We start from the raw sequence: 22,952 nt of genomic DNA on the forward strand, positions 1-22,952 counted from the left end.
GTGATCATTTTTTTTGGAGTAATTACGGTGACTTTGTCTGTTTGGCAGCAATGCGTAGCAACCCTTCAGGAGGAGCTGCCGGCGCAACAGTTCAGCATGTGGATACGTCCACTCCAGGCTGAATTTGAAGATCAGACACTGACGCTGTACGCCCCCAACCGTTTTGTGCTCGACTGGGTCCGGGACAAATACCTGGATCAGATCAACAGCTACCTTCAGGGAGCCATGGGGGATCAGGCCCCGACCCTGAAGTTTGATATCGGCAGTCGTCCCTCCGCGACCAAGGCCAGTGCTCCCAAGCCGGTTCAGCCTGCCTCGCCGGTGCCTGCCCAGGCAGTGGGTAATGTGGAGCCACCCCAGGTGACCCCGGTGGCCGGTGGCAACCGCAGCAACATCAACCGCACCTATCAGTTCGACAATTTTGTCGAGGGTAAGTCCAACCAACTGGCCCGCGCGGCCGCCACCCAGGTGTCCGACAATCCTGGTGGCGCCTACAACCCCCTCTTCCTTTATGGGGGAACCGGCCTGGGTAAGACTCACCTGTTGCACGCCGTCGGTAACGGCATCCTGAAAAATAATCCCAACGCCAAGGTGATCTACATGCACTCGGAGCGTTTTGTTCAGGATATGGTGCGGGCGCTGCAGAACAACGCCATCGCAGAGTTCAAACGCTACTACCGCAGCGTGGACGCCCTGCTGATCGATGACATTCAGTTCTTTGCCAACAAGGATCGCTCCCAGGAGGAGTTCTTCCATACCTTTAATGCGCTGCTTGAGGGCAACCACCAGATCATCCTGACTTCGGATCGCTATCCCAAGGAGATCGATGGGGTAGAGGACAGACTCAAGTCCAGATTCGGCTGGGGCCTGACTGTGGCCATCGAGCCGCCGGAGCTGGAAACCCGGGTGGCGATTCTGATGCGCAAGGCCCAGGAGAGCAAGATCCATCTGCCCGACGAGGTGGCGTTCTTCATTGCTAAGCGTCTGCGCTCCAACGTACGGGAACTGGAAGGGGCCCTGAACCGGGTGATCGCCAACGCCAATTTCACCGGCCGCCCTATCACCATCGATTTCGTCCGCGAAGCGCTGCGTGATCTGCTGGCCCTGCAGGAGAAGTTGGTGACCATCGACAATATTCAGAAGACAGTGGCCGAATACTACAAGATCAAAGTGGCGGACATTCTCTCTAAGCGACGCTCCCGTTCTGTGGCCCGTCCACGCCAAGTGGCCATGGCCCTGGCTAAGGAACTGACCAACCACAGTCTGCCCGAGATCGGCGACGCCTTCGGTGGCCGGGACCACACCACGGTGCTGCACGCCTGCCGCAAGATTGAGCAGTTGCGGGAAGAGAGCCACGACATCAAAGAGGATTACGCCAACCTCATCCGGACACTTTCCTCTTAATCCAGAGAGACAAAGATGAAATTTTCCATTAACCGCGAAGCCCTGTTGAAGCCTCTGCAGCTGGTTTCCGGAGCCGTTGAGCGGCGCCATAACCTGCCAATCCTCTCCAATGTGCTGATGGAAGTAAGTGATCACTTACTTAAATTGACCGGCACCGATCTGGAAGTGGAGCTGGTGGGGCAGTGTGCCCTGGAAGGTGAGGTGATACCCGGCCGCACCACGGTGCCCGCCCGCAAGTTCCTCGATATCTGCCGCAGTCTGCCCGACCTGGTGGAGATTCAGATCGAACAGCAGGACAACCGGCTGATGATCCGCTCCGGCCGCAGCCGTTTCAATTTGACCACCCTGCCTGCCGAAGACTACCCCAACATGGGTGATTGGCATGAAGAGCAGCAGTTTACCCTGAAGCAGGGGGTGCTCAAGCAGCTGATTGAAGCCACTCAGTTCTCCATGGCCAACCAGGATGTGCGTTACTACCTGAACGGCATGCTGTTCGAGACCGAAGGCAGTGTCCTCAGAACCGTGGCCACCGACGGTCACAGGCTGGCGGTGGCCTATCGGAACATTGACGCCAACCTCCCGGAAAAGCAGGTTATCGTGCCGCGAAAAGGGGTGATCGAGCTGGTTCGTCTGTTTAACGAAGAGGACGCCGACATCACCCTGTGCATCGGTAACGGCAACATTCGCGCCGTAACCGAGGATGCCATCTTTACCTCCAAGCTGGTGGATGGCCGCTTCCCCGAGTACCGTCGGGTTCTGCCCCAGGGCGGAGATAAGGTGCTGATTGCGGACCGGGAGGTGCTTCGCAACGCCTTCGCCCGGGCCGCCATCCTCTCCAACGAGAAGTTCCGCGGCGTTCGACTGAATCTGGACAACAACGAGTTGAAGATCACCGCCAACAACCCGGAGCAGGAGGAGGCGGTGGAGATGCTGGACGTCCAGTATCCCCATGGTGAGCTGGAGATCGGTTTTAACGTCAGCTACGTGCTGGACGTGCTCAATGCCCTGAAACGGGAGCAGGTGAAGCTGATCATGAGTGACGCAAACTCCAGTGCCCTGTTTGAGAACGTGGAGGACGATGAGGCCCTCTATGTTGTGATGCCGATGCGGTTGTAATGGCCCTCAGTCAGCTTAGGCTAACCCACTTTCGCAATATCGAGACCGCTGACCTGCAACCCGCCGGCGGTCTCAATCTTATCCACGGCGCCAACGGCAGCGGCAAGACCAGCGTGCTGGAGGCGATCTGGTTTTTGGGGCTGGGGCGCTCGTTTCGCAGCCTTCAATCCCACCGGGTGATTCAGTATCAGCAGGATGCCTTTACCCTGTTTGCCCGCATAGGCGATGAACGGGTGGGGCTGCAGCGCAACCGTCAGGGAGAGGCGGAAGTCAGAATCAATGGTGAGCGACCGGAGCGGATGGCGGAACTGGCCAAGCTTCTGCCACTGCAGTTGATCACCCCGGAGAGTTTCGCGCTGTTGCTGGACGGCCCCAAGGCCAGGCGAGAATACATCGACTGGGGAGCCTTCCACAGCGACCCACAGTTTCACCTTGTTTGGGCACGTTGTCGTCGTTTATTGAAACAACGCAATCAACTGCTGAGAAACCAGGTGGAGGACCGGCAGATCGCCATTTGGGATAAGCAGTTAGCTCAATACAGCCAAACCCTGACCGAGATGAGAAGGTCGTGGGTAAATTCGTTAAATGGCGTCTTGGAGGGTATAATAGGAACGTTTTTACCCCAAGTGCCTGTTCGTGTATCGTTCAGCCAGGGATGGGATTCTAAATCCGATATAGAACAACTACTTACTGAGCAACTCCAACGTGATAAACAGTTGGGGTATACGGTGTCCGGTCCCCATAAGGCGGATCTGCGACTCAGGGTCAACAACATTCCGGTACAAGATGTGCTGTCCCGGGGCCAGTTGAAACTGCTGGTCTGCGCCTTAAAGATTGCCCAGGGCGTACTGCTCAGTAAACAGCACAACAAGCAATGCATTTATTTAGTTGATGATTTGGCCTCCGAGCTGGACGCTGAAAAGCGTACTCTGTTGCTCAGGCAACTGGAGCAGACCGGCAGCCAGGTCTTTGTGACCGCCATCGATCCCGAGCAGCTGACCATGATAGGTTGGCAGCGCAAGTTCCACGTGGAACATGGCAGGGTCACGACAAAGGATAGTTAACCAGAGACAAGCGTATGTCAGAGCAAAGTTACGGATCCTCGAGCATTAAGGTCCTTAAGGGTCTGGACGCCGTTCGTAAGCGTCCGGGTATGTACATTGGTGATACGGATGACGGCACCGGCCTGCACCACATGGTGTTCGAAGTGGTGGACAACTCCATCGACGAAGCGCTTGCAGGGCACTGTAACGACATCATCGTGACCATCCACATGGATGGCTCTGTGTCGGTCCAGGATGACGGCCGAGGCATTCCTGTGGATATTCACCCCGAAGAGGGGGTGTCCGCCGCACAGGTGATCATGACCGTGCTGCACGCCGGGGGTAAGTTCGATGACAACTCCTATAAGGTGTCCGGTGGTCTGCACGGCGTAGGTGTGTCCGTTGTAAACGCACTCTCCGATAAGCTGGAACTGACGGTTCGACGTCAGGGTAAGGTACACCAGCAAATCTACCATCTGGGTGAGCCTGAGGCGCCCCTGGGCGCCATCGGCGAAACAGACAAGACGGGTACCGCCATCCGTTTCTGGCCGAGCCCGGGCACCTTCTCTGATATCGAATTCCACTACGATATCCTGGCGAAGCGACTGCGCGAGCTCTCCTTCCTGAACTCTGGCGTATCCATCAGGCTGGTGGATGAGCGCGACGACAAGAGTGACCACTTCTGCTATGAAGGTGGTATTCAGGCGTTTGTTGAGTACCTCAACCAGAACAAGACACCTATCCACCCCACGGCGTTCAGCTTCAACAGCGAGCGCGAGGACGGCATCTCCGTTGAGGTGTCCATGCAGTGGAATGATGGTTTCCAGGAAAACATCTACTGTTTCACCAACAACATTCCTCAGCGCGATGGTGGTACTCACCTGGCCGGTTTCCGAGCCGCACTGACCCGGACTCTCAACTCCTACATGGAGAAAGAGGGCTTCAATAAGAAGAACAAGACCAGCGCCACCGGCGATGATGCCCGTGAAGGTCTGACCGCGGTGATCTCCGTGAAGGTGCCGGATCCCAAGTTCTCCTCTCAGACCAAGGACAAACTGGTCTCCTCCGAAGTGAAGTCTGCGGTAGAGCAGACCATGGGTGAGAAGCTCAGCGACTACCTGATGGAGAACCCCAACGACGCCAAGTCGGTGGTCAACAAGATCATCGATGCCGCCCGTGCTCGTGAGGCCGCCCGTAAGGCCCGAGAGATGACCCGTCGTAAGGGCGCCATGGACCTGGCCGGACTGCCCGGCAAACTGGCGGATTGCCAGGAGAAGGATCCTGCACTCTCTGAAATCTACATTGTGGAGGGTGACTCGGCCGGCGGTTCCGCCAAGCAGGGCCGAAATCGTAAGACCCAGGCTATCCTGCCTCTGAAGGGTAAGATCCTGAACGTCGAGAAGGCGCGCTTTGACAAGATGCTTTCCTCTCAGGAGGTGGCGACCCTGATCACCGCCCTGGGCTGTGGCATCGGCCGCGAAGACTACGATCCTGAAAAGACCCGTTACCACAACATCATCATCATGACCGATGCTGATGTGGACGGCTCCCACATTCGTACTCTGCTGCTGACCTTCTTCTACCGTCAGATGCCTGAGCTGATCGAGCGTGGCTACGTCTACATTGCCCAGCCCCCCCTGTACAAGGTGAAGAAGGGTAAGCAGGAGCGTTACATCAAGGACGAGCCTGCCCTGACCGAATACCTGACCACACTGGCGCTTGAGAAGTCCTCTCTGCACGTGAATGCCGAGGCCCCTGGTATCGCCGATACCGCCCTGGAGTCCCTGGTAAACCAGTACCGTGGCGTTGAGGCGGTGATGGATCGTCAGAGCCGTCGTTTCCCTCGTGAACTGCTGGGCGCCCTGGTCTATGCCGGTGGCGTCGCCGATACTCAGCTTCAGTCCGAGTCCGAGATGAAGGCCTGGGGTGATGCGGTGGCCGAGGCGATCAACGACAAGAGTGGTGACGGCTCCTACTACCGTGCCGAGGTGGTGTTCGATGCCGAGCGTAACGTTCAACAGCCGAAACTGGTGCTGCGCCAGCACGGCATCGATCATGAGTACTTGCTGACCTACGACTTCCTTCAGTCTCCTGACTATCAGGCCATCGTTGCCCTGGGTAACGAGATTGCCGATCTGGTTGAAGAGGGTGGCTATGTGCGTCGTGGTGAGCGTACCCGTCCTGTGACCTCCTTCGAAGAGGCGCTGACCTGGTTGATGACCGAGTCCAAGCGTGGCCTCTACATCCAGCGTTATAAGGGTCTGGGTGAGATGAACCCTGAGCAGCTTTGGGAAACCACCATGGACCCAGAAGCCCGTCGCATGCTGAAGGTGACTATTGAGGACGCCATCGCCTGTGACCAGCTGTTCACCACCCTGATGGGTGACCAGGTTGAACCACGTCGCGACTTCATCGAGCGAAACGCGCTGTTGGCAAACCTGGACGTGTAATCACACGCGACAGAGTAGAGAAAAGGGCGCCTCAATGGCGCCCTTTTTTATTGGTTCGTCGCGGCCAGGTCTCCCATGGCCGAAGGCTGTATCCGCTGATCTGTCGCCCAGGGCGACGAGTCACTTAAAGGCGCTGTTGGGGGCAGAGCATCGACCTTGGTCAAGGAGTGTTCCACGTGGAACATCTAAGTGAACTTAGGGCCCTAAGTATCAGGTCACGAAAAAGGGGACAAATTCTGTCCCCTCGGCGCAGCTCAATGTTTCACGTGGAACATCAATTGAACACGCGGTTTTCCTGCTCCTGAACCCGGATGAAGGTGGTGCGCTTTGACAGCTCTTTGAGCTTGGCGGCGCCGACATAGGTGCAGGTAGAGCGCACGCCCCCCAGTACGTCCTGAACCGTTTCCTCGACGTCGCCGCGGTAGGGGACCATCACCGTCTTGCCTTCGGAGGCGCGGTAGTTGGCCACCCCGCCGGCGTACTTACCCATGGCGGTGGCGGAGCTCATCCCATAGAAGGCACGATATTGTTTGCCATCCTTTTCTACGGCTTCGCCGCCACTCTGATCATGGCCGGCAAACATGCCGCCAATCATCACAAAGTCGGCACCGCCACCAAAGGCCTTGGAAACGTCACCGGCGCAGGTGCAGCCACCGTCACTGATGATTTGCCCCCCCAGGCCGTGAGCCGCGTCGGCACACTCGATCACGGCGGAAAGCTGAGGGTAACCCACGCCGGTCTTCACTCGGGTGGTGCACACCGACCCGGGGCCGATGCCGACCTTGACGATGTCGGCGCCGCTGATCAACAGCTCTTCCACCATCTCGCCGGTGACCACGTTGCCCGCCACGATCACCTTGTCGGGGTAGTGCTGACGGACCTTGCGCACGAAGTCCACAAAGCTCTGCTGGTAGCCGTTGGCCACGTCGATGCAGATGAACCTCAGGTCAGGGTGCTGGCAAAGGAGTCGTTGCAGTTTGCCGAAGTCGTTGTCGGACACGCCAGTGGAGACCATGATGTGCTCGAAGAAGTTGCTGTCTTTATCAGCCAGCCATTGCTGCCACTCCTCTTCGCTGTAGTGTTTGTGCACCGCACAGAGCATCTTATGGCGGGCCAGGGCCTCGGCCATCTCGAAGGTGCCTACGGTATCCATATTGGCGGCAATGATGGGCACACCGGTCCAGGGTTGGGGGGCGTGTTTGAAGATAAAGGTACGTTCAATGTTGACCTGGGAACGGCTGGCCAGAGTAGAGCGCTTGGGGCGGAACAGGACGTCTTTAAAACCCAGTTTGATGTCTGCTTCAATATGCATGATCGATTCCCGAATACTACGAAATTGGGGGGACAGGAATCGGTGGGATCTTTGAGGAGTGCACCGATACACTGACCCATGAAATTGGTCGTACGCACCGGTTTTCGACATTCTATGTCGAGTTACGCCAAAGACAACAAAATTCGCTCGAACACAGCGTTTCTGTTCAGGAACAATTAAAAAAGGGGCGCCCTGAGGGCGCCCCTTCAATCAACAGAAACCGCAGTGTTACTGCTGTAGCAGGGAGATGTCGGCAGCCTGCATAAACAGGCCACGCAGCTGCTTGAGCATCGCCAGGCGGTTGGCCTTCAGGGCGGGATCGTCGGCGTTGACCATCACTTCTTCGAAGAAGTTATCGATGGTATCGCGCAGACCGGCCAGAATGGCCAGGGCGTCGCCGTAGTTGCCCTGGGCAAACAAAGGCTCAACCTTGCCCTTGGTGTCGCTGATGGCGGCAGCCAGGGCCTTCTCAGCGGCTTCCTGCAGCAGGGCATCATCGATGCTGTCGGCAATGGCGGCGTCGGACTTGGCCAGGATGTTGCCCACTCGCTTATTGGCGGCGGCCAGCGCCTGAGCTGCGTCCAGTTGACGGAAGGCCTGAACCGCCTTCACGCGGCGATCGAACTCCAGGGGACGGCTGGGGCGCAGTGCCAGAACCGCTTGGATGACGTCCACCGGGTAACCTTCATCCTGGTACCAGGCGCGGAAGCGACCCAGCATGAACTCCAGTACGTCATCGGCCACCTTGTCGTTGGTGAGCTTGTCACCGAACAGCTCCTGAGCCTTGGCGATGAGGTCAGCGAGATCCAGGGGCAGGGCCTTCTCTACGATGATGCGCAGGGCACCGATGGCCGCACGGCGCAGGGCGAAGGGGTCGGCGGCACCCTTAGGGGCCTGACCGATGCCGAAGATGCCCACCAGGGTATCCATCTTGTCGGCCAGGGCCAGGGCCTGAGCCACGCCAGAGGCGGGCAGGTCGTCACCACTGTAACGCGGCATATACTGCTCGTTCAGGGCGATGGCCACCTCTTCTGCCTCGCCGTCGTGGCGGGCGTAATGCATGCCCATGATCCCCTGGGTATCGGTAAACTCGAATACCATGGAGGTCATCAGGTCACACTTGCACAGCAGGCCGGCACGGGCGGCATGCTCGGTGTTGGCACCGATCTGGCCTGCGATGTACTCAGACAGGGCCAGGATGCGGTCTGTCTTGTCGCGCAGGGTGCCCAACTGTTTCTGGAACAGCACGCTCTGCAGACGCGGCAGTTGATCCACCAGCTGCTGTTTCTTATCGGTTTCGAAGAAGAACTCGGCGTCTGCCAGACGGGGACGCACCACCTTCTCGTTACCCTCAATCACCTGACGGGGATCTTTGGAGTCCACGTTGGCGACAAACAGGAAACGGGGCATCAGCTTGCCGTCGTTGTCATAGAGGGGGAAGTACTTCTGGTCACCCTTCATGGTGTAAACCAGGGCTTCGGCGGGCACGTTGAGGAACTTCTCTTCGAAGGAGGCCATCATCACCACCGGCCACTCGACCAGTGAGGTAACCTCCTCCAGCAGTTCATCATCCATGTCCGGATTACCGCCAATCTCGGCCGCGGCGGCGATCAGATCAGCCTTGATCTTGGCTTTACGCACCTCGTAGTCGGCAATCACCTTACCCTGCTCCTCGAGCAGAGCAGGGTACTGGGCAGCGTCGGCAATGGTCAGGCTTTGCTGGCCCATAAAACGGTGGCCCAGAAGGGTCAGGCCACTCTTCACATCCAGGATTTCGGCGTCCAGGGAGGTGTTACCCAGCAGCAGAGTCAGGGTATGCACAGGGCGGATAAACTGAGTCTCGGAGCTGCCCCAGCGCATCGCCTTGGGGATGGGCAGTTTGGACAGGGCTTCCTTGACCAGTTGTGGCAGCAGGGCGTCGGCGCCCTGGCCCTTAACCTCGGCTTTATGCAGCAGCCACTCACCCTTGTCGGTGACCATACGGTCGGCCTCGGCTACGGTGATGCCGTTGCTGCGGGCCCAGCCCTCGGCGGCCTTAGTGGGGTTGCCATCGGCGTCGAAGGCGGCCTTCACCGCCGGACCGCGCTTCTCAACCACCTTGTCCGCCTGGGATAGGGTCATCTCGGCGATCTTGACCGCCAGGCGGCGAGGGGAGGCAAACCATTCAACCTGACCGTGGGGCAGTTCCGCCTTGGCCAGCAGTTCCACCAGGTTGTCGCGAAACGCTTCACCCAGCTGTCGCAGTGCCTTTGGTGGCAGCTCTTCGGTGCCCAGCTCTACCAGAAATGTTTCAGTAGCCATTGTCTCTTACTGCTCCTTTTGGCACATGGGGAAGCCCAGGGCCTCACGGGAGGCGTAGTAGGCTTCAGCGACGGACTTGGTCAGGGTGCGGATCCGCAGGATGTAGCGCTGACGTTCGGTCACGGAGATCGCCTTGCGGGCGTCCAGCAGGTTGAACGCATGACCCGCCTTGAGGATGCGCTCATAGGCAGCCAGTGGCAGAGGCGCGTCCAGCTCCAGCAGGTGCTTGGCTTCCTTCTCACACTGGTCGAAGAAGGTGAACAGGAAGTCCACATCGGCGTGTTCGAAGTTGTAGGTGGACTGCTCCACCTCGTTTTGATGGAACACGTCGCCATAGGTGGTCTTGCCCAGAGGGCCATCGGACCACACCAGGTCATAGACGTTGTCTACGCCCTGCAGGTACATGGCCAGACGCTCCAGGCCGTAGGTGATCTCGCCGGTAACGGGACGACAGTCCAGGCCGCCTACCTGTTGGAAGTAGGTAAACTGGGTGATCTCCATGCCGTTCAGCCACACTTCCCAGCCCAGACCCCAGGCGCCCAGGGTGGGGTTTTCCCAGTTGTCTTCAACGAAGCGGATGTCGTGCACTTCGGTGTCCAGGCCCAGCTCGCGCAGGGACTCCAGGTACAGCTCCTGAATCTCCGCCGGAGAGGGCTTGATGATCACCTGGAACTGATAGAAGTGCTGCAGGCGGTTTGGGTTCTCGCCGTAACGACCGTCGGTAGGACGGCGGGAAGGCTGAACATAGGCGGTGGCGATTGGCTCGGGGCCAATGGCACGCAGGCAGGTCATGGGGTGGGAAGTACCCGCACCCACTTCGATGTCCAGCGGCTGCACTATGGTGCAACCCTGGCGAGCCCAGAAGTCCTGCAACTGCAGGATCAGACCCTGGAAGGTCTTGACGTCAAACTTTTGCATGGGGTATCACCTGGATACGTCTAAATGGCGTGAAACTTGCGCGAAATGGGCAATAGTATACCTTCCTAGAGGCCGGGTATGTAGGCTAAATTTTGTCGTCTTGAGTAAGGAATAGGGAATCGATGGATAAGCAACGTTGCTCCTGGTGTGGAGAGGACCCTCAATATGTCGAGTATCACGACACTCAGTGGGGCAGGCCGGTCACCGACGGCCGGGAACTCTTTGCCAAATTGTGCCTGGATGGTCAGCAGGCGGGACTCTCCTGGCTGATCATCTTGCGCAAGACGCCGCGCTATTACGAGGTGTTTGAGCAGTTCGAACCGGCGCGCATCGCCCTGTTCGATGAGGAGAGGGTCGAACAGCTGCTGCTGGACCCGGGCATTGTCCGTAACCGGCTCAAGGTGAACTCCATCATCAAGAACGCCCGGGCCTACCTGGCCATGCAGGAGCAGGGCATCGACTTCTCAGAGTTTCTCTGGTCCTTTACCGGCCACAAGACCCTGGTGAATGCCTTGGAACCGGGTCAGCCTTACCCCACCTCCAGTCCGGAATCGGACGCCATGAGCAAGGCTCTGAAGAAAGCGGGATTCTCCTTTGTGGGCACCACCATCTGTTACGCCTTCATGCAAGCGGTGGGGATGGTGAACGATCATCTGGTCACCTGTCCCGCCTATGAGGAGTGTCTGGCGCTGGCCAGGTAGCCAAAAAAAGAGGGCTCATCTGAGCCCTCTGGTCTTAGTGTGAGCCTCTACTTCTCGAAGTAGAAGGGGGCCCTTTCCCGCTTGCGACCATTGAGTTCATTCATCGACACCGCATCATAGAGTCGGCCGCCTACCATGGTGTGGGTCACCCTGTCGCTGTGTCGGATGTTTTCCAATGGGTTGCCGTCGATGACGATCAGGTCCGCCAGCTTGCCGGGTTCAATGCTGCCCAACTGATGGTCCATGCCGAAGTGCATCGCCGGGTTGAGGGTGGCGGTCTTGAGGGCCTCCAGGTTGCTCATCCCGCCCTGGGCGAACATCCAGATCTCCCAGTGGGCCCCGAGGCTCTCCCTCTGGCCGTGAGCACCGATGTTGGCATGAACTCCCAACTGACTCAGTTCGTTGGCAACCCGGGCCACATTGAAGTGGTTGTAATGCTCATCCGGCGCCGTGGTGCGACGCATGGCCCTGGGCCTGAGAATCTCCTGGGGCACATACTTGGACAGGCGAGGGTGCTTCCACACGTCGGTCTTGTCGTACCAATAGTGCTCACCCCAGATGCCGCCGTAGGCCACCACCAGGGTGGGGGTGTAACCGACCTCTGTCTGGCTCCAGAACTGCTTAATGTCGTCGTAGACCGCCGCAACGGGTATGGCGTGTTCCACCCCTGTGTGACCGTCGGCAATCATCGACAGGTTGTGCTGCAGCAAGCTGCCCCCTTCGGGGACCACCATCATCTCCAATTCGCGGGCGGCGGCGATGATCTGCTGCCGTTGATTGCGCCTGGGTTGGTTGTAGCTCTTCACCGAGAAGGCGCCCACTTTCTTGAGTCGCTCCAGGTGAAATTTGGCGTCCTCCAGGCTGTCCACGTGGGAGGTGTAGCCCGGGATGTTGGCGCCGTAGAGGATGGTGCCAGTGGAGAAGATGCGGGGTCCGGTCACCTCTCCGGCTTTTTGCAGTTCACTGGCAGAGAACACCTCTGTGGTGTCGTTGGAGGGGTCGTGGATACTGGTGACCCCCAGTGCCAGGCTGGCGTAGTTGATGCGGTTCTGTCTGGGGATGATCTCGTTGCTGCCCTGACCGCCATGGGCATGGGCATCGAACAGACCGGGCATCAGGGTTTTGCCCCGGATGTCGATCACCTGGGCATCCTCAGGGACTGGAACGTCACTGCGCTGGCCGACGGCGATGATGGTGTTGTCCTTCACCACCACCACACCATCTTCGATGACCTTATCCCCCTCCATGGTGATGATGCGGCCACCGGAGAAGACGATGGTTCCACGTGGAACATAGGTGTCAGACGTAAAGCCGATCTCGGTCATCTGAGCCTGGGTGTCCCCTTCGAAACCCGGGGTAAAGAGATCGGAGATGCCCACCTGGTACAGCTCCGGCCCCAGGGACCAGTAGAGAGATTGGCTGTCGCCGCTCCAGTTGATGTTCTCACCGGCTCTCTGGGACAACTGCTTCACCGGCAGTCCGCCCCCGTCCGGGCCAATGTGCAGGGTCTCGCCATGCTGGCCAAAGGGGGTGACAAACACCTTGAACCGCTCGGCGAAGGCGAGGCGCTCACCATCCGGGGAAACGTGGAACTCGGTGGCGTGGTCTGAAGTGAAGTGCACCCGCTTGTCGAATCCCTGAAGATTGACAGACACCAGGGCGGGCTTGCCTTCGGTCAGATCGGTGAGAAACAGCCTGCCCGGGTTGGCACCGAAGTGAGGCATGCTGCCGCTGTCGCTGACCAGACGGGGTTCGCCGCCCTTGACCGGGACGACGTAGATGCCGGGATCTCTGTCCCAGGTGGGGGAGGTGATGTAACCACCGGTTGCCTTACGGAAGACCACGCTGTTGCCATCCGGGCTGAAGGCGGGTTCCACGTACTTGCCCGGTTCCTCGGTCAGGGTGGTGATCTTGCCCCGGCGCAGATTCATCACCTTGATGGCGCCCTGCTTGTCGTCCTGCCAGGTGACGAACGCCAGAGACTTGCCATCGCGAGAGAAACGGGGGAACAGTTCGAAGGCGTCCTTTTCCCGGGTCAGCCGCTTGGGCTTGCCGTCGGGCAGGCTGCGCTGCCACAGCTTGCCCAGGGCCTCAAACACCACCCGCTTGCCGTCAGGAGACACCTGAACCTGACGCAGCATCTTCACCTGGAACCGATCCGGGTCCAGTGTCTGGGCAAACCGTACCGCCGGTTGCACCTGCTTTTGAGTGCTGACGTGGAAGGGGATCACCTCTGAGTTGCCGCTGCCGAGATCCAATCTGTGGATCTTGCCCCCGGCCCAGAACACCAGGGCGCTGTTGTCCGGGGTCCAGGCCAGGGTGGGATACACCCCATGGATGGCCCAGGTTTCTTGCATGTCCCTGTCCAGTTTGTCGTAGACCTTGCGCTTCTCCCCGGAAGCCAGGTCATAGAGGTAGAGGCTGGACTGGAAACCATCCCGACTGATGTAGGCCAGGGTCTTGCCGTCAGGACTCGGGGTGGGGCGGATGGCGCCGCCGGTGCCGCTGAGCAGCACTTCGATGTCGCCGCTTTCGCGGTCGTAGCGCTTAATCTTGTAGATACCCTGCACCGAATCCTTGGAGTAGTGGAAGGTCTTGCCCGGTGTCGCATCCTGGGAGAAGTAGATGTAGCGGCCATCTGGGGAGAAGGCGGGTTCGCCCAGGTCTTTCTGGTCGTTGGGGCGCTCGGTAAGTTGAATGCCTTCGCCACCCTGGATGTGGTACATCCACACCTCGCCGGCGCCCAGGCTTCGGGCGGCGGTGTAGTGCTTGCGACCGACCAGATACTGACCATCTGGGCTCCAGGCCGGGCTGTTGAGCAGCCTGAAGGACTCTTCGGACACCGGACGCGGGTCGCTGCCGTCTGCCTTCATGATCCACAGGTTGTCGCCGCCATCCTGGTCTGAAGTGAAGGCGATGTAGTTGCCGTCCGGGCTGAACCTGGGTTGCATGTGCCAGGCTATCCCCTTCATCAGCGGAGTGGCCTCACCGCCGTTGATCGGCATGGCGTAGATGTCCCCCAGCAGGTCGAATAACAGGGTCTTGCCGTCCGGACTGATGTCCAGGTTCATCCAGGTGCCCTGGCGGACGTCGATGCTGATCTTCTGCAGCGGTCCCTGGGGCTCATTGACCTCCCAGCCAGGGGCTTCATTGGCCAGGGTGGATCCGGTGAACACCAGACCGGCCGCCAGCAGGGCGGCATAGAGGGGTTTTAGAACTGACATAGGACTCCCTGTCTTGGTTTTTATTCGCTGGAGACCGAGTCTACTGAATGGCCGGGTTGGTGAATACTTCCCGGTCGTTGACGCTTCAGGGGGATCCTCTGGGGGGGCACTCAACGGCCATTGATGGTGCTCAGAATCGGCGTAGGATCGGAGGATTCGCCGAGCAGGCACAAAAAAAGCCGTGATAAACGGCTTTTTTGCATAGGAGTATGTCTTAAGGACTCGGCAGCCTAACTGCCCTTGCGAATCAGGTACTGATAGGGGGCCTGGTCGGTCTGGCTGGCCACCAGGGTGTGGTCCATGAAGCGACAGAAGCTGGGAATGTCCCTGGTGGTGGAGGGATCGTCTGCGGTGATCAGCAGGGTTTCTCCCTGGGCCATATTCCGCACCGTTTTACGCACCATCATGACCGGTTCCGGGCAGCGCAGCCCAATGGCATCCAGGGTGTGTTTGGCGTCGGTGAAGGTGTCGGACATGGGGTCTACCAGATTCTTTAAACAGGGCGGTAATGATACGCCGCTGACGTGATGACGCAAGAGATGGCGGCTGGCTGAACATAATTTGTGCAGCGCGATCACAAAAAAGGGGAAGCACAGGCTTCCCCTTGAAGTGGTTTGAGAGGGTTATACCCGTTCGAAGACGGTGGCGATCCCCTGGCCCAGGCCGATGCACATGGTGGCCAGACCCAGCTGAACGTCGCGATGCTCCATCAGGTTGATCAGGGTGGTGGAGATGCGCGCACCTGAGCAGCCCAGTGGGTGTCCCAGGGCGATGGCGCCACCGTTGAGGTTCACCATGTCATCCATCTTATCCAGCAGCCCCAGGTCCTTGGCACAGGGCAGGGATTGGGCGGCAAAGGCTTCATTGAGCTCAACCTGCTGAATGTCCGCCATGGTCAGGCCACTGCGTTTCAGCGCCTTTTGCGTGGCGGGCACCGGGCCGTAGCCCATGATGGAGGGATCACAGCCGGCGATGGCCATGGCACGGATGCGGGCACGAATGGGCAGACCCAGGGCTTTGGCCCTCTCTTCACTCATCAGCAGCATGGCAGAGGCGCCATCGGACAGGGCGGAGGAGGTGCCGGCGGTGACGGTACCGTTGACCGGGTCAAACACCGGGCGCAGGGCAGACAGGCTTTCGGCGGTGGTTTCCGGACGAATCACCTCATCCTGAGTCACCTGAATCAACGTGCCGTCGCCATCGTGCCCCTCGATGGGGACGATCTCATTGGCAAAACGTCCTTCAAGGGTGGCCTGATGGGCCAACTGATGGGAGCGGGCTCCAAACTCATCCTGAGCCTGGCGGCTGATGCCGTGCATCTTACCCAGCATCTCCGCAGTCAAACCCATCATGCCCGCGGCCTTGGCCACGTTGTTGGCCAGGCCGGGGTGGAAGTCCACACCGTGGTTCATGGGGACATGGCCCATGTGCTCGACACCGCCAACGATAAAGACGTCGCCCTGGTCCAGCATGATGGCCCGGGCTGCATCGTGAATCGCCTGCATGGAGGAGCCGCACAGCCGGTTGACGGTGACGGCGCCCACGCTCTTGGGCAGGCCTGCCAGCAGGGCGGCGTTGCGGCCGATGTTGAACCCCTGCTCCAGGGTTTGCTGCACACAGCCCCAGATCACATCCTCAATCTCGTTGGGATCCACCTTGGGGTTGCGCTTGAGCAGCTGCTTCATCAGTTCCGCTGACAGGGTCTCAGCACGAACGTTGCGGAACACCCCACCCTTGGATCGTCCCATGGGGGTGCGGATGCAATCGACGACTACCGCATGTTTCATTGCCAATCTCCTTATTTAGCGGGGTAGAAACGGTCGCCAGAAGCGGCCATTTCGCGCAGTTTGTCGGTAACCTGGTACATCTCGCCCAGGTGAGCAAAGCGGTCAGCCATGGCTACGAATTTGTCCAGTCCCAGGGTGTCCAGGTAGCGGAATACGCCACCGTGGAAGGGAGGGAAACCGATGCCGTAGACCAGGGCCATGTCCGCTTCTGCCGGGGTGGCCACGATGCCCTCCTCGAGGCAGCGCACGGTTTCATTGATCATGGGGATCATGGTGCGGGCGATGATCTCTTCGGCCTCGAATGCCTTGGTGTCGCCATAGGCCTCCTTGAGGGCGGCAATGGTGAATTCGTCCACGCTCTTCTTCGGCTTGCCCTTGCGGTCAGGGGCGTACTGATAGAAGCCCTTGCCGTTCTTCTGACCGAAGCGCTCCGCCTCGAACATGATGTCTACGGCGTCACGGAAGGTCTTACTCATGCGGGTGGGGAACCCTTCGGCCATCACGGCCACCGCATGGTGGGCGGTATCGATACCGACCACGTCCAGCAGGTAGGCGGGACCCATGGGCCAGCCAAACTGCTTGCTCATCACCTTGTCCACCTGCTGGAAGTCGGCGCCGTCGCGCAGCAGCAGGTTGAAGCCAAAGAAGTAGGGGAACAGCACCCGGTTAACGAAGAATCCGGGGCAGTCGTTGACGACGATGGGGGTCTTGCCCATCTTGGCGGCGTAGGCCACCACGGTAGACACCGTCTCTTCACTGCTGTGCTCGCCACGGATGATCTCCACCAGGGGCATGCGATGCACCGGGTTGAAGAAGTGCATGCCGCAGAAGTTCTCAGGGCGCTTCAGGTTTTTGGCCAGGGCATTGATGGAGATGGTGGAGGTGTTGGAGGTCAGCACCGCATCATCACGCAGAATCTCCTCCGCTTCCGCCAGCACGATTCCCTTCACCTTGGGGTTCTCTACCACGGCTTCCACCACCACATCGGCGTGCTTGATGGAGGAGTAGTCCAGGCTGGGGACGATGTTATTGAGGACACCGGCCATCTGGGCGGGCTTCATGCGGCCACGCTCCACCTGTTTGGCCAGCAGCTTGGAGGCTTCGTTGAGACCCAGTTCCAGGGCGGGCTGGGCAATGTCTTTCATTACCGCAGGTACGCCTTTGCGGGCAGACTGGTAGGCGATGCCACCACCCATGATGCCGGCTCCCAGTACGGCGGCACTGTTGACCGGACGCGCCTGCTTGCCCGCCTTCTTGGCCTTGCCCTTCACATACTGGTCGTTGAGGAAGATGCCCACCAGGGCTTGAGCGACGTCGCTCTTGGCCAGCTTGATGAAGGCGGCCGCTTCCCCCTGAAGGGCTTCGTCACGGCCACAGCCGGCCACCTGCTCGAGCAGTTTGACGGCGGCGTGGGGGGCAGGGTAGTGAGGTCCGGCCTTCATGGCCACCATCCCTTTGGCGGTGGTGAAGGACATGGCGGCTTCAATCTTGGACAGGTTCAGCGGCGACTGTTTGCGCTGGCGGCGTGCCTGCCAGTCGATGCTGCCTTCGATGGACTGCTGCACCATCTTAACGGCGGATTCCATCAGCTTCTCGGGCGCGGTCACCGCGTCCAGCACACCCACCTTCAGGGCGGCATCGGCACGGTTTTCCTGACCTGTGGTGATCCACTCCATGGCGTTGTCGGCACCGATAATGCGGGGAAGACGGACGGTGCCGCCAAATCCGGGGATGATCCCCAGCTTGGTTTCCGGCAGGCCGATGCGGGCAGTGACGTCGCCCACTCGCAGGTCACAGGCCAGAATCGCTTCACAACCGCCACCCAGGGCGAAGCCGCGGATCGCCGCCACTGTGGGTACGGGAAGGTCTTCCAGCTTGTTGAAGATGGCGTTGGCTTCTACCAACCAGTTGCCGAGAACCTCTTCCGGCTCGGCGAACAGGCCGAGGAATTCGGTGATGTCGGCGCCAACGATAAAGACATCCTTGCCGCTGCTGACCACCAGCCCCTTCAGGCCAGATGCCTGCTGCAGTGCGGTGAGGGCCTGATCGAAATCGTTCAGTGTGGTTCGGTCGAACTTGTTCACTGAACCCTCAGCGTCAAAACAGAGGTTGGCGATACCGGGCTCCAGCCAGCTGACCTTAATGGTGCTGCTTTGATAAATCATGCTTGGTTTCCTTTTTACCGCGGGGGGTCACGTCCGAATTGGTGACCGATTACTCAAAGTGTGTCCTGCGTCACAGTAAATTGCAACACCTATTTAAAACACCTGTTTGATATTCGTCGTCGCTCAGTTCCTGAGCTGCCTTGGGGACTGTGTTACACTGCCGCCACAGATCACTATCACGACAACAGAGAGAGTCATGGACCGTTTCGCCCCCCTCTATCAGGAGCACCTGGCCACCCTGACCCAACGCACCGAAACCCTGCTGGAGCGGGAAGGGTTGCAGGGGCTGGTGATTCACGCCGGTGTACCCCAGAGAATCTTCCTGGATGACATGGATTACCCCTTCAAGGCCAACCCCCATTTCAAACACTGGGTGCCGGTAACCGACAATCCTCACTGTGTGTTGCTGATCCGTCCCGTTGAAAAGCCGACTCTGTTGTTCTATCGCCCGGTGGATTTCTGGCACAAGGTGCCGCCGCTGCCACAGGGCTTCTGGACCGATGCGGTCGAGATCAAGGTGATTGAGAAACCGGAACAGGCGAGAGCCCTGTTGCCCGATGATCTGTCCGCCTATGCCTTTATCGGTGAGCCAACAGAACTGGCCGCTCAGTGGGGCCTGGACAGGGTGAACCCTCAACCGGTGATGGACTATCTGCATTATCACCGTGCCTACAAGACCGACTATGAACTGGCCTGTCTGCGCGTCGCCAGTGAGATTGCCGTCTGTGGCCATGAGGCGGCACGCGATGCCTTCTTCGGCCAGAAGAGTGAGTTCGACATCCAATTGGCCTACCTGAGTGCCACCGCCCAGGGAGAAAACGAGGTGCCCTACGGCAACATCGTGGCCCTCAATGAGAACAGCGCCATCCTGCACTACACCGCCCTGGAGCGGGTGGCGCCGAAACAGCTGCGCAGTTTCCTGCTGGATGCCGGAGCCAGCTTCCATGGCTATGCCTCCGACATTACCCGGACCTATGCCTTCGACCCGGCCAGCCGTTTTGCGGAGCTGGTGGCGGCGATGAATGAGCAGCAACTGGCGATCATCGACACCATCAAGCCGGGCATGGCCTACACCGAGCTGCACCTGGATATGCACCAGCGGGTGGCTCAGTTGCTGAGTCGCTTCGAACTGGCCAGAGGCTCCACAGAGGCGCTGATCGCCGAAGGGGTCACCGCAGCCTTCTTCCCCCATGGCCTGGGTCACCAGATTGGCTTGCAGGTGCACGATGTGGGCGGCTTTATGCAGGATGAGCTGGGTACTCACCTGGCCGCACCTCAAGCCCATCCGGCCCTGCGCTGTACCAGGATGCTAGAGCCTGGCATGGTGCTGACCATCGAGCCCGGCCTCTATGTCATCGATACCCTGCTGAATAACCTGAGTGACGGCGCCAAAGGGATGCTCAACACCTCGGTGATCGATGAGTTGCGCCCCTATGGCGGCATTCGCATCGAAGATGATGTGGTGCTTCATGGCGACCGCATCGAAAACCTGACCCGGGATCTTGGTCTGGCCTGATGAGCACCGGATTCCAGGTGCCCGCCCACTTCTATGAGGTGGAGGAGGTGATCAAGCGCAGCCGCTTCATCACCTGGGTGGCTCATGTCACCGAGGGCAAACAGGCCCGTGAGCTGCAACAACGGGCTCGTGAACTGCATCCGGAGGCCAGCCATCACTGTCTGGCCTTCAATGCCGGCCCCCCAGGGGATACCCGGGATATCGGTGCCAGTGACGATGGCGAGCCCGCAGGAAGCGCCGGCCGTCCCATGCTCAATGTGGTGTTGGGCGCCGACGTGGGTCAGCTGGCGGTGGTGGTCATTCGCTACTACGGTGGCACCAAACTGGGGGTTGGCGGGTTAGTGCGCGCTTACTCCGGTGGGGTGAAACTGGCCCTGGACACCTTGCCCACCTGTGCCTTTGTGCCCATGGTGCAGGGCCGGATCAGGGTGGATTATGCCGACCAGCCCACCCTGGAACACTGGCTGGGTCACTTTGATGGCAAAATTATTTCCCAAGAATTTGAACAACAAGTAACTTATAGCCTGGCGTTGCCCGAGGAACAGAGGCAGCGCTTCACTTTGCAACTGGCCCAGAGCAGTCAGGGCCGACTGCAGGTTGAGTGGGACTGACCCAGGACAAGAACAGCTGACACACTGATGCAATATCGATCGATAGTTCGAATCATCGGCCTGTTGGTGATGCTATTTAGCCTCACCATGGTGCCTCCGGCCCTGGTTGCCGTTATCTACAAGGATGGAGAGGGCGCCACCTTCATGCAGGCGCTGGTGATCAGCCTGGTGCTCGGGCTGATCGCCTGGTACCCGAACCGCAATGTCAGGGAGGAGCTCAAGGCCAGGGAGGGGTTCCTGATTGTGGTGCTGTTCTGGACGGTGCTGGGATCCATTGCGGCCATCCCTTTCCTGCTCTCCTCAGAGCCGGACTTGACGGTGACCAACGCCTTCTTCGAGGCCTTTTCCGCCCTGACCACCACCGGGGCGACGGTGATCACCGGCCTGGAACATCTGCCCAAGGCGATTCTGTTCTACCGTCACCTGCTGCAGTGGCTCGGTGGCATGGGGATCATTGTACTGGCGGTGGCGGTGCTGCCGATGCTGGGCATTGGTGGCATGCAGCTGTATCGCTGCGAAACCCCGGGTCCGGTTAAGGACAACAAGATGACCCCCCGCATTGCCGAGACCGCCAAGGCGTTGTGGTACATCTACCTGGCGTTGACCCTGGCCTGTGCCGGCGCCTACTGGTTGGCGGGGATGAGCGCCTTTGATGCCCTGGGCCACAGTTTCTCTACCGTCTCCATTGGTGGCTTCTCCAGTTATGATGCTTCCATTGGGGCCTTCGACAGCCAGTTGATCAACACCATCTGCGTGGTGTTTCTGTTGATTGCCGGGGTGAATTTCAGCCTCCATTTCGGCGCTTTCAGTCGCCGGGGCATCAACCTGAAGAACTACTGGCGCGATGCCGAGGTCCGGGTGTTCCTGTTGTTCCAGCTGATCCTGACCCTGCTCTGCTTCATGGTGCTGCTGGACAGCGGCATTTACGATTCGCCGGAATCGACCCTGGACTACGCCCTGTTTCAGGCGGTCTCCATCTCCACCACCGCCGGTTTCGGTACCCACAGCTTCTCAGAGTGGCCGCTGTTCCTGCCGGTGCTGTTGATCCTCTCCAGCTTCGTGGGCGGCTGTGCCGGGTCCACCGGTGGAGGGATGAAGGTGGTGCGTTTCATTCTGCTGCTGTTGCAGGGGGGGCGTGAGCTCAAGCGTCTGGTCCACCCCAGGGCGATGTTCTCCATCCGCCTGAACAACAAAGCGGTACCGGATAGGGTCATCGATGCGGTGTGGGGCTTCTTTGCCGCCTATGCCCTGGTGTTTGCCGTCTGTCTGGTGGCGCTGCTGGCCACCGGCCTGGACGACATCACCGCCTTCAGTGCCACCGCGGCCTGTTTGAATAACCTGGGTCCTGGCCTGGGGGACGTGGCGTCGCACTATGGCGACGTTGGCGACGTAGCCAAGTGGATTCTGGTGTTGGCCATGCTGTTTGGCCGACTGGAGATCTTTACCTTGCTGGTGCTGTTTACCCCGGCATTCTGGAAGAGCTAAGGAGAGGCTGTGAGGCGGATTTTGATTCTCTATTCCACCGTGGACGGGCAGACTCGCAAGATAGCCCAGCGGATGCAGTCACGGCTGCAGGCCACGGAAAACCAGGTGCAGCTGGCGGAGATTGACCACCCTCCCAAGGAGATGAGTGGTTTCGATACCCTGGTGATAGGGGCCAGCATCCGCTACGGCAAATACCGGCCTGCGGTCATCGACTTCGTCAAGGCCAATCAGGGCTTGCTGGCGCACAAGCGCACAGCCTTCTTCTCGGTCAACCTGGTGGCGCGTAAGCCGCAGAAGAACAGTGCCGACACCAACCCCTATGTGGCCAAGTTTCTGAAGATGGTGCCCTGGCAGCCACAGCTGCTGGATGTGTTTGCCGGCTCCCTGAACTACCCGGCGCTGGGGTTCTGGGATCGCAACATCATCCGCTTCATCATGTGGATCACCAAGGGGCCAACGGAGCCGTCGACGGTGAAGGAGTTTACCGATTGGGGCAGAGTGGAAGCGTTCGCCGACAGGGTGGCTGGCGAATAGAGGAGGAGCAATCCGCTCCGGTAACCGTCAAGTCGGCTACGGGAGGGATTACTGTTCGACGCCGCAGTACAGATCGTACAGCAGGTTGATGATCGCCTCGACCTCTTTGCTGTCCAGGCTGTACCAAACCAGTTGTGCTTCTTTTCGGGTCTTTACCAGACCTTCGTTACGCAATACGGCCAGATGTTGAGACAGGGCTGATTGGCTCAGGGGCACCTGCTCATTCAATTCACCCACGGTCAGTTCCTGCTTGCCGATCAGGCACAGCAGCATAAGTCGGTGTGGGTTGGCTATGGTCTTCAACAACTTCGACGCTTCCTGAGCGTTCGTTGTCATATTCTCCAGGTCAATTGTCAGTGCCATAATCTACCTCGGCTTTAGGAGA

At 59.2% G+C, this 22,952-nt stretch carries 17 protein-coding genes; 9 read left to right on the forward strand and 8 right to left on the reverse strand.

Annotation, left to right across the window (positions count from 1 at the left end):
- Nucleotides 1–27: 27 nt before the first annotated feature.
- From dnaA to gyrB, 4 genes are read left to right on the forward strand one after another with little or no spacing between them, the layout of a single operon-like run.
- The gene (gene dnaA, locus QUE41_RS00005) at nucleotides 28–1,404 is read left to right on the forward strand and encodes a chromosomal replication initiator protein DnaA (protein WP_286340990.1); all 1,377 of its coding nucleotides are present in this window, start codon (nucleotides 28–30) and stop codon (nucleotides 1,402–1,404) included.
- A gap of 15 nt (nucleotides 1,405–1,419) precedes the next feature.
- Nucleotides 1,420–2,520 (forward strand): DNA polymerase III subunit beta, encoded by a 1,101-nt coding sequence (gene dnaN, locus QUE41_RS00010; RefSeq protein ID WP_286340991.1) that lies wholly within the window; start codon nucleotides 1,420–1,422, stop codon nucleotides 2,518–2,520.
- Nucleotides 2,520–3,584: a DNA replication/repair protein RecF gene (gene recF / locus QUE41_RS00015; RefSeq protein WP_286340992.1), complete on the forward strand. Its 1,065-nt coding sequence runs from the start codon at nucleotides 2,520–2,522 to the stop codon at nucleotides 3,582–3,584. Before dnaN ends, recF begins: the two co-directional genes overlap by 1 nt.
- 14 nt (nucleotides 3,585–3,598) lie before the next feature.
- Nucleotides 3,599–6,013, forward strand: coding sequence for a DNA topoisomerase (ATP-hydrolyzing) subunit B (gyrB, locus tag QUE41_RS00020; RefSeq protein WP_286340993.1), 2,415 nt, complete (start codon nucleotides 3,599–3,601; stop codon nucleotides 6,011–6,013).
- A 274-nt stretch (nucleotides 6,014–6,287) separates the two neighbouring features.
- Here the strand turns inward: gyrB and QUE41_RS00025 are convergent, their stop codons facing one another.
- The 3 genes from QUE41_RS00025 to glyQ all read right to left on the reverse strand — a co-directional run bounded on the left by QUE41_RS00025 (nucleotide 6,288) and on the right by glyQ (nucleotide 10,544).
- Entirely contained in the window at nucleotides 6,288–7,325 is a 1,038-nt protein-coding gene (locus QUE41_RS00025; protein ID WP_286340994.1) for a GMP reductase, read from the reverse strand.
- Nucleotides 7,326–7,553: 228 nt separating this feature from the next.
- Nucleotides 7,554–9,626, reverse strand: a complete 2,073-nt coding sequence (gene glyS / locus QUE41_RS00030; RefSeq protein ID WP_286340995.1) for a glycine--tRNA ligase subunit beta — start codon at nucleotides 9,624–9,626, stop codon at nucleotides 7,554–7,556.
- Between the two features lie 6 nt (nucleotides 9,627–9,632).
- Nucleotides 9,633–10,544 (reverse strand): glycine--tRNA ligase subunit alpha, encoded by a 912-nt coding sequence (gene glyQ / locus QUE41_RS00035; protein ID WP_028110351.1) that lies wholly within the window; start codon nucleotides 10,542–10,544, stop codon nucleotides 9,633–9,635.
- Nucleotides 10,545–10,666: 122 nt separating this feature from the next.
- Here glyQ and QUE41_RS00040 point away from each other — a divergent pair, with 122 nt between their 5' ends.
- Nucleotides 10,667–11,245: a DNA-3-methyladenine glycosylase I gene (locus QUE41_RS00040; RefSeq protein ID WP_286340996.1), complete on the forward strand. Its 579-nt coding sequence runs from the start codon at nucleotides 10,667–10,669 to the stop codon at nucleotides 11,243–11,245.
- A gap of 47 nt (nucleotides 11,246–11,292) precedes the next feature.
- On the opposite strand, the gene QUE41_RS00045 is transcribed toward QUE41_RS00040, so the two are convergent.
- The 4 genes from QUE41_RS00045 to fadB form a co-directional block, all read right to left on the reverse strand.
- Entirely contained in the window at nucleotides 11,293–14,469 is a 3,177-nt protein-coding gene (locus tag QUE41_RS00045; RefSeq protein WP_286340997.1) for an amidohydrolase family protein, read from the reverse strand.
- A 230-nt stretch (nucleotides 14,470–14,699) separates the two neighbouring features.
- Nucleotides 14,700–14,945 (reverse strand): sulfurtransferase TusA, encoded by a 246-nt coding sequence (gene tusA / locus QUE41_RS00050; protein WP_286340998.1) that lies wholly within the window; start codon nucleotides 14,943–14,945, stop codon nucleotides 14,700–14,702.
- A gap of 147 nt (nucleotides 14,946–15,092) precedes the next feature.
- Complete coding sequence (gene fadA, locus QUE41_RS00055) at nucleotides 15,093–16,256, reverse strand: acetyl-CoA C-acyltransferase FadA (RefSeq protein ID WP_286340999.1); 1,164 nt, start codon at nucleotides 16,254–16,256, stop codon at nucleotides 15,093–15,095.
- Between the two features lie 11 nt (nucleotides 16,257–16,267).
- Nucleotides 16,268–18,421, reverse strand: coding sequence for a fatty acid oxidation complex subunit alpha FadB (gene fadB / locus QUE41_RS00060; protein WP_286341000.1), 2,154 nt, complete (start codon nucleotides 18,419–18,421; stop codon nucleotides 16,268–16,270).
- A 196-nt stretch (nucleotides 18,422–18,617) separates the two neighbouring features.
- Between fadB and pepQ the strand changes: the two genes are divergently transcribed.
- From pepQ to hemG, 4 genes are read left to right on the forward strand one after another with little or no spacing between them, the layout of a single operon-like run.
- On the forward strand, nucleotides 18,618–19,937 hold the full coding sequence (pepQ, locus tag QUE41_RS00065; protein ID WP_286341001.1) for a Xaa-Pro dipeptidase: 1,320 nt from the start codon (nucleotides 18,618–18,620) through the stop codon (nucleotides 19,935–19,937).
- Entirely contained in the window at nucleotides 19,937–20,548 is a 612-nt protein-coding gene (locus QUE41_RS00070) for a YigZ family protein (protein ID WP_286341002.1), read from the forward strand. Before pepQ ends, QUE41_RS00070 begins: the two co-directional genes overlap by 1 nt.
- A gap of 27 nt (nucleotides 20,549–20,575) precedes the next feature.
- Nucleotides 20,576–22,033, forward strand: coding sequence for a TrkH family potassium uptake protein (locus tag QUE41_RS00075; RefSeq protein WP_286341003.1), 1,458 nt, complete (start codon nucleotides 20,576–20,578; stop codon nucleotides 22,031–22,033).
- A gap of 9 nt (nucleotides 22,034–22,042) precedes the next feature.
- The gene (gene hemG, locus QUE41_RS00080) at nucleotides 22,043–22,567 is read left to right on the forward strand and encodes a menaquinone-dependent protoporphyrinogen IX dehydrogenase (protein ID WP_286341004.1); all 525 of its coding nucleotides are present in this window, start codon (nucleotides 22,043–22,045) and stop codon (nucleotides 22,565–22,567) included.
- Nucleotides 22,568–22,615: 48 nt separating this feature from the next.
- Here hemG and QUE41_RS00085 read toward each other — a convergent pair whose 3' ends face one another.
- Entirely contained in the window at nucleotides 22,616–22,930 is a 315-nt protein-coding gene (locus QUE41_RS00085; RefSeq protein ID WP_286341005.1) for an ArsR/SmtB family transcription factor, read from the reverse strand.
- Nucleotides 22,931–22,952: the final 22 nt, after the last annotated feature.

It is taken from the genome of Ferrimonas sp. YFM (assembly GCF_030296015.1).
GTDB lineage: Bacteria > Pseudomonadota > Gammaproteobacteria > Enterobacterales > Shewanellaceae > Ferrimonas.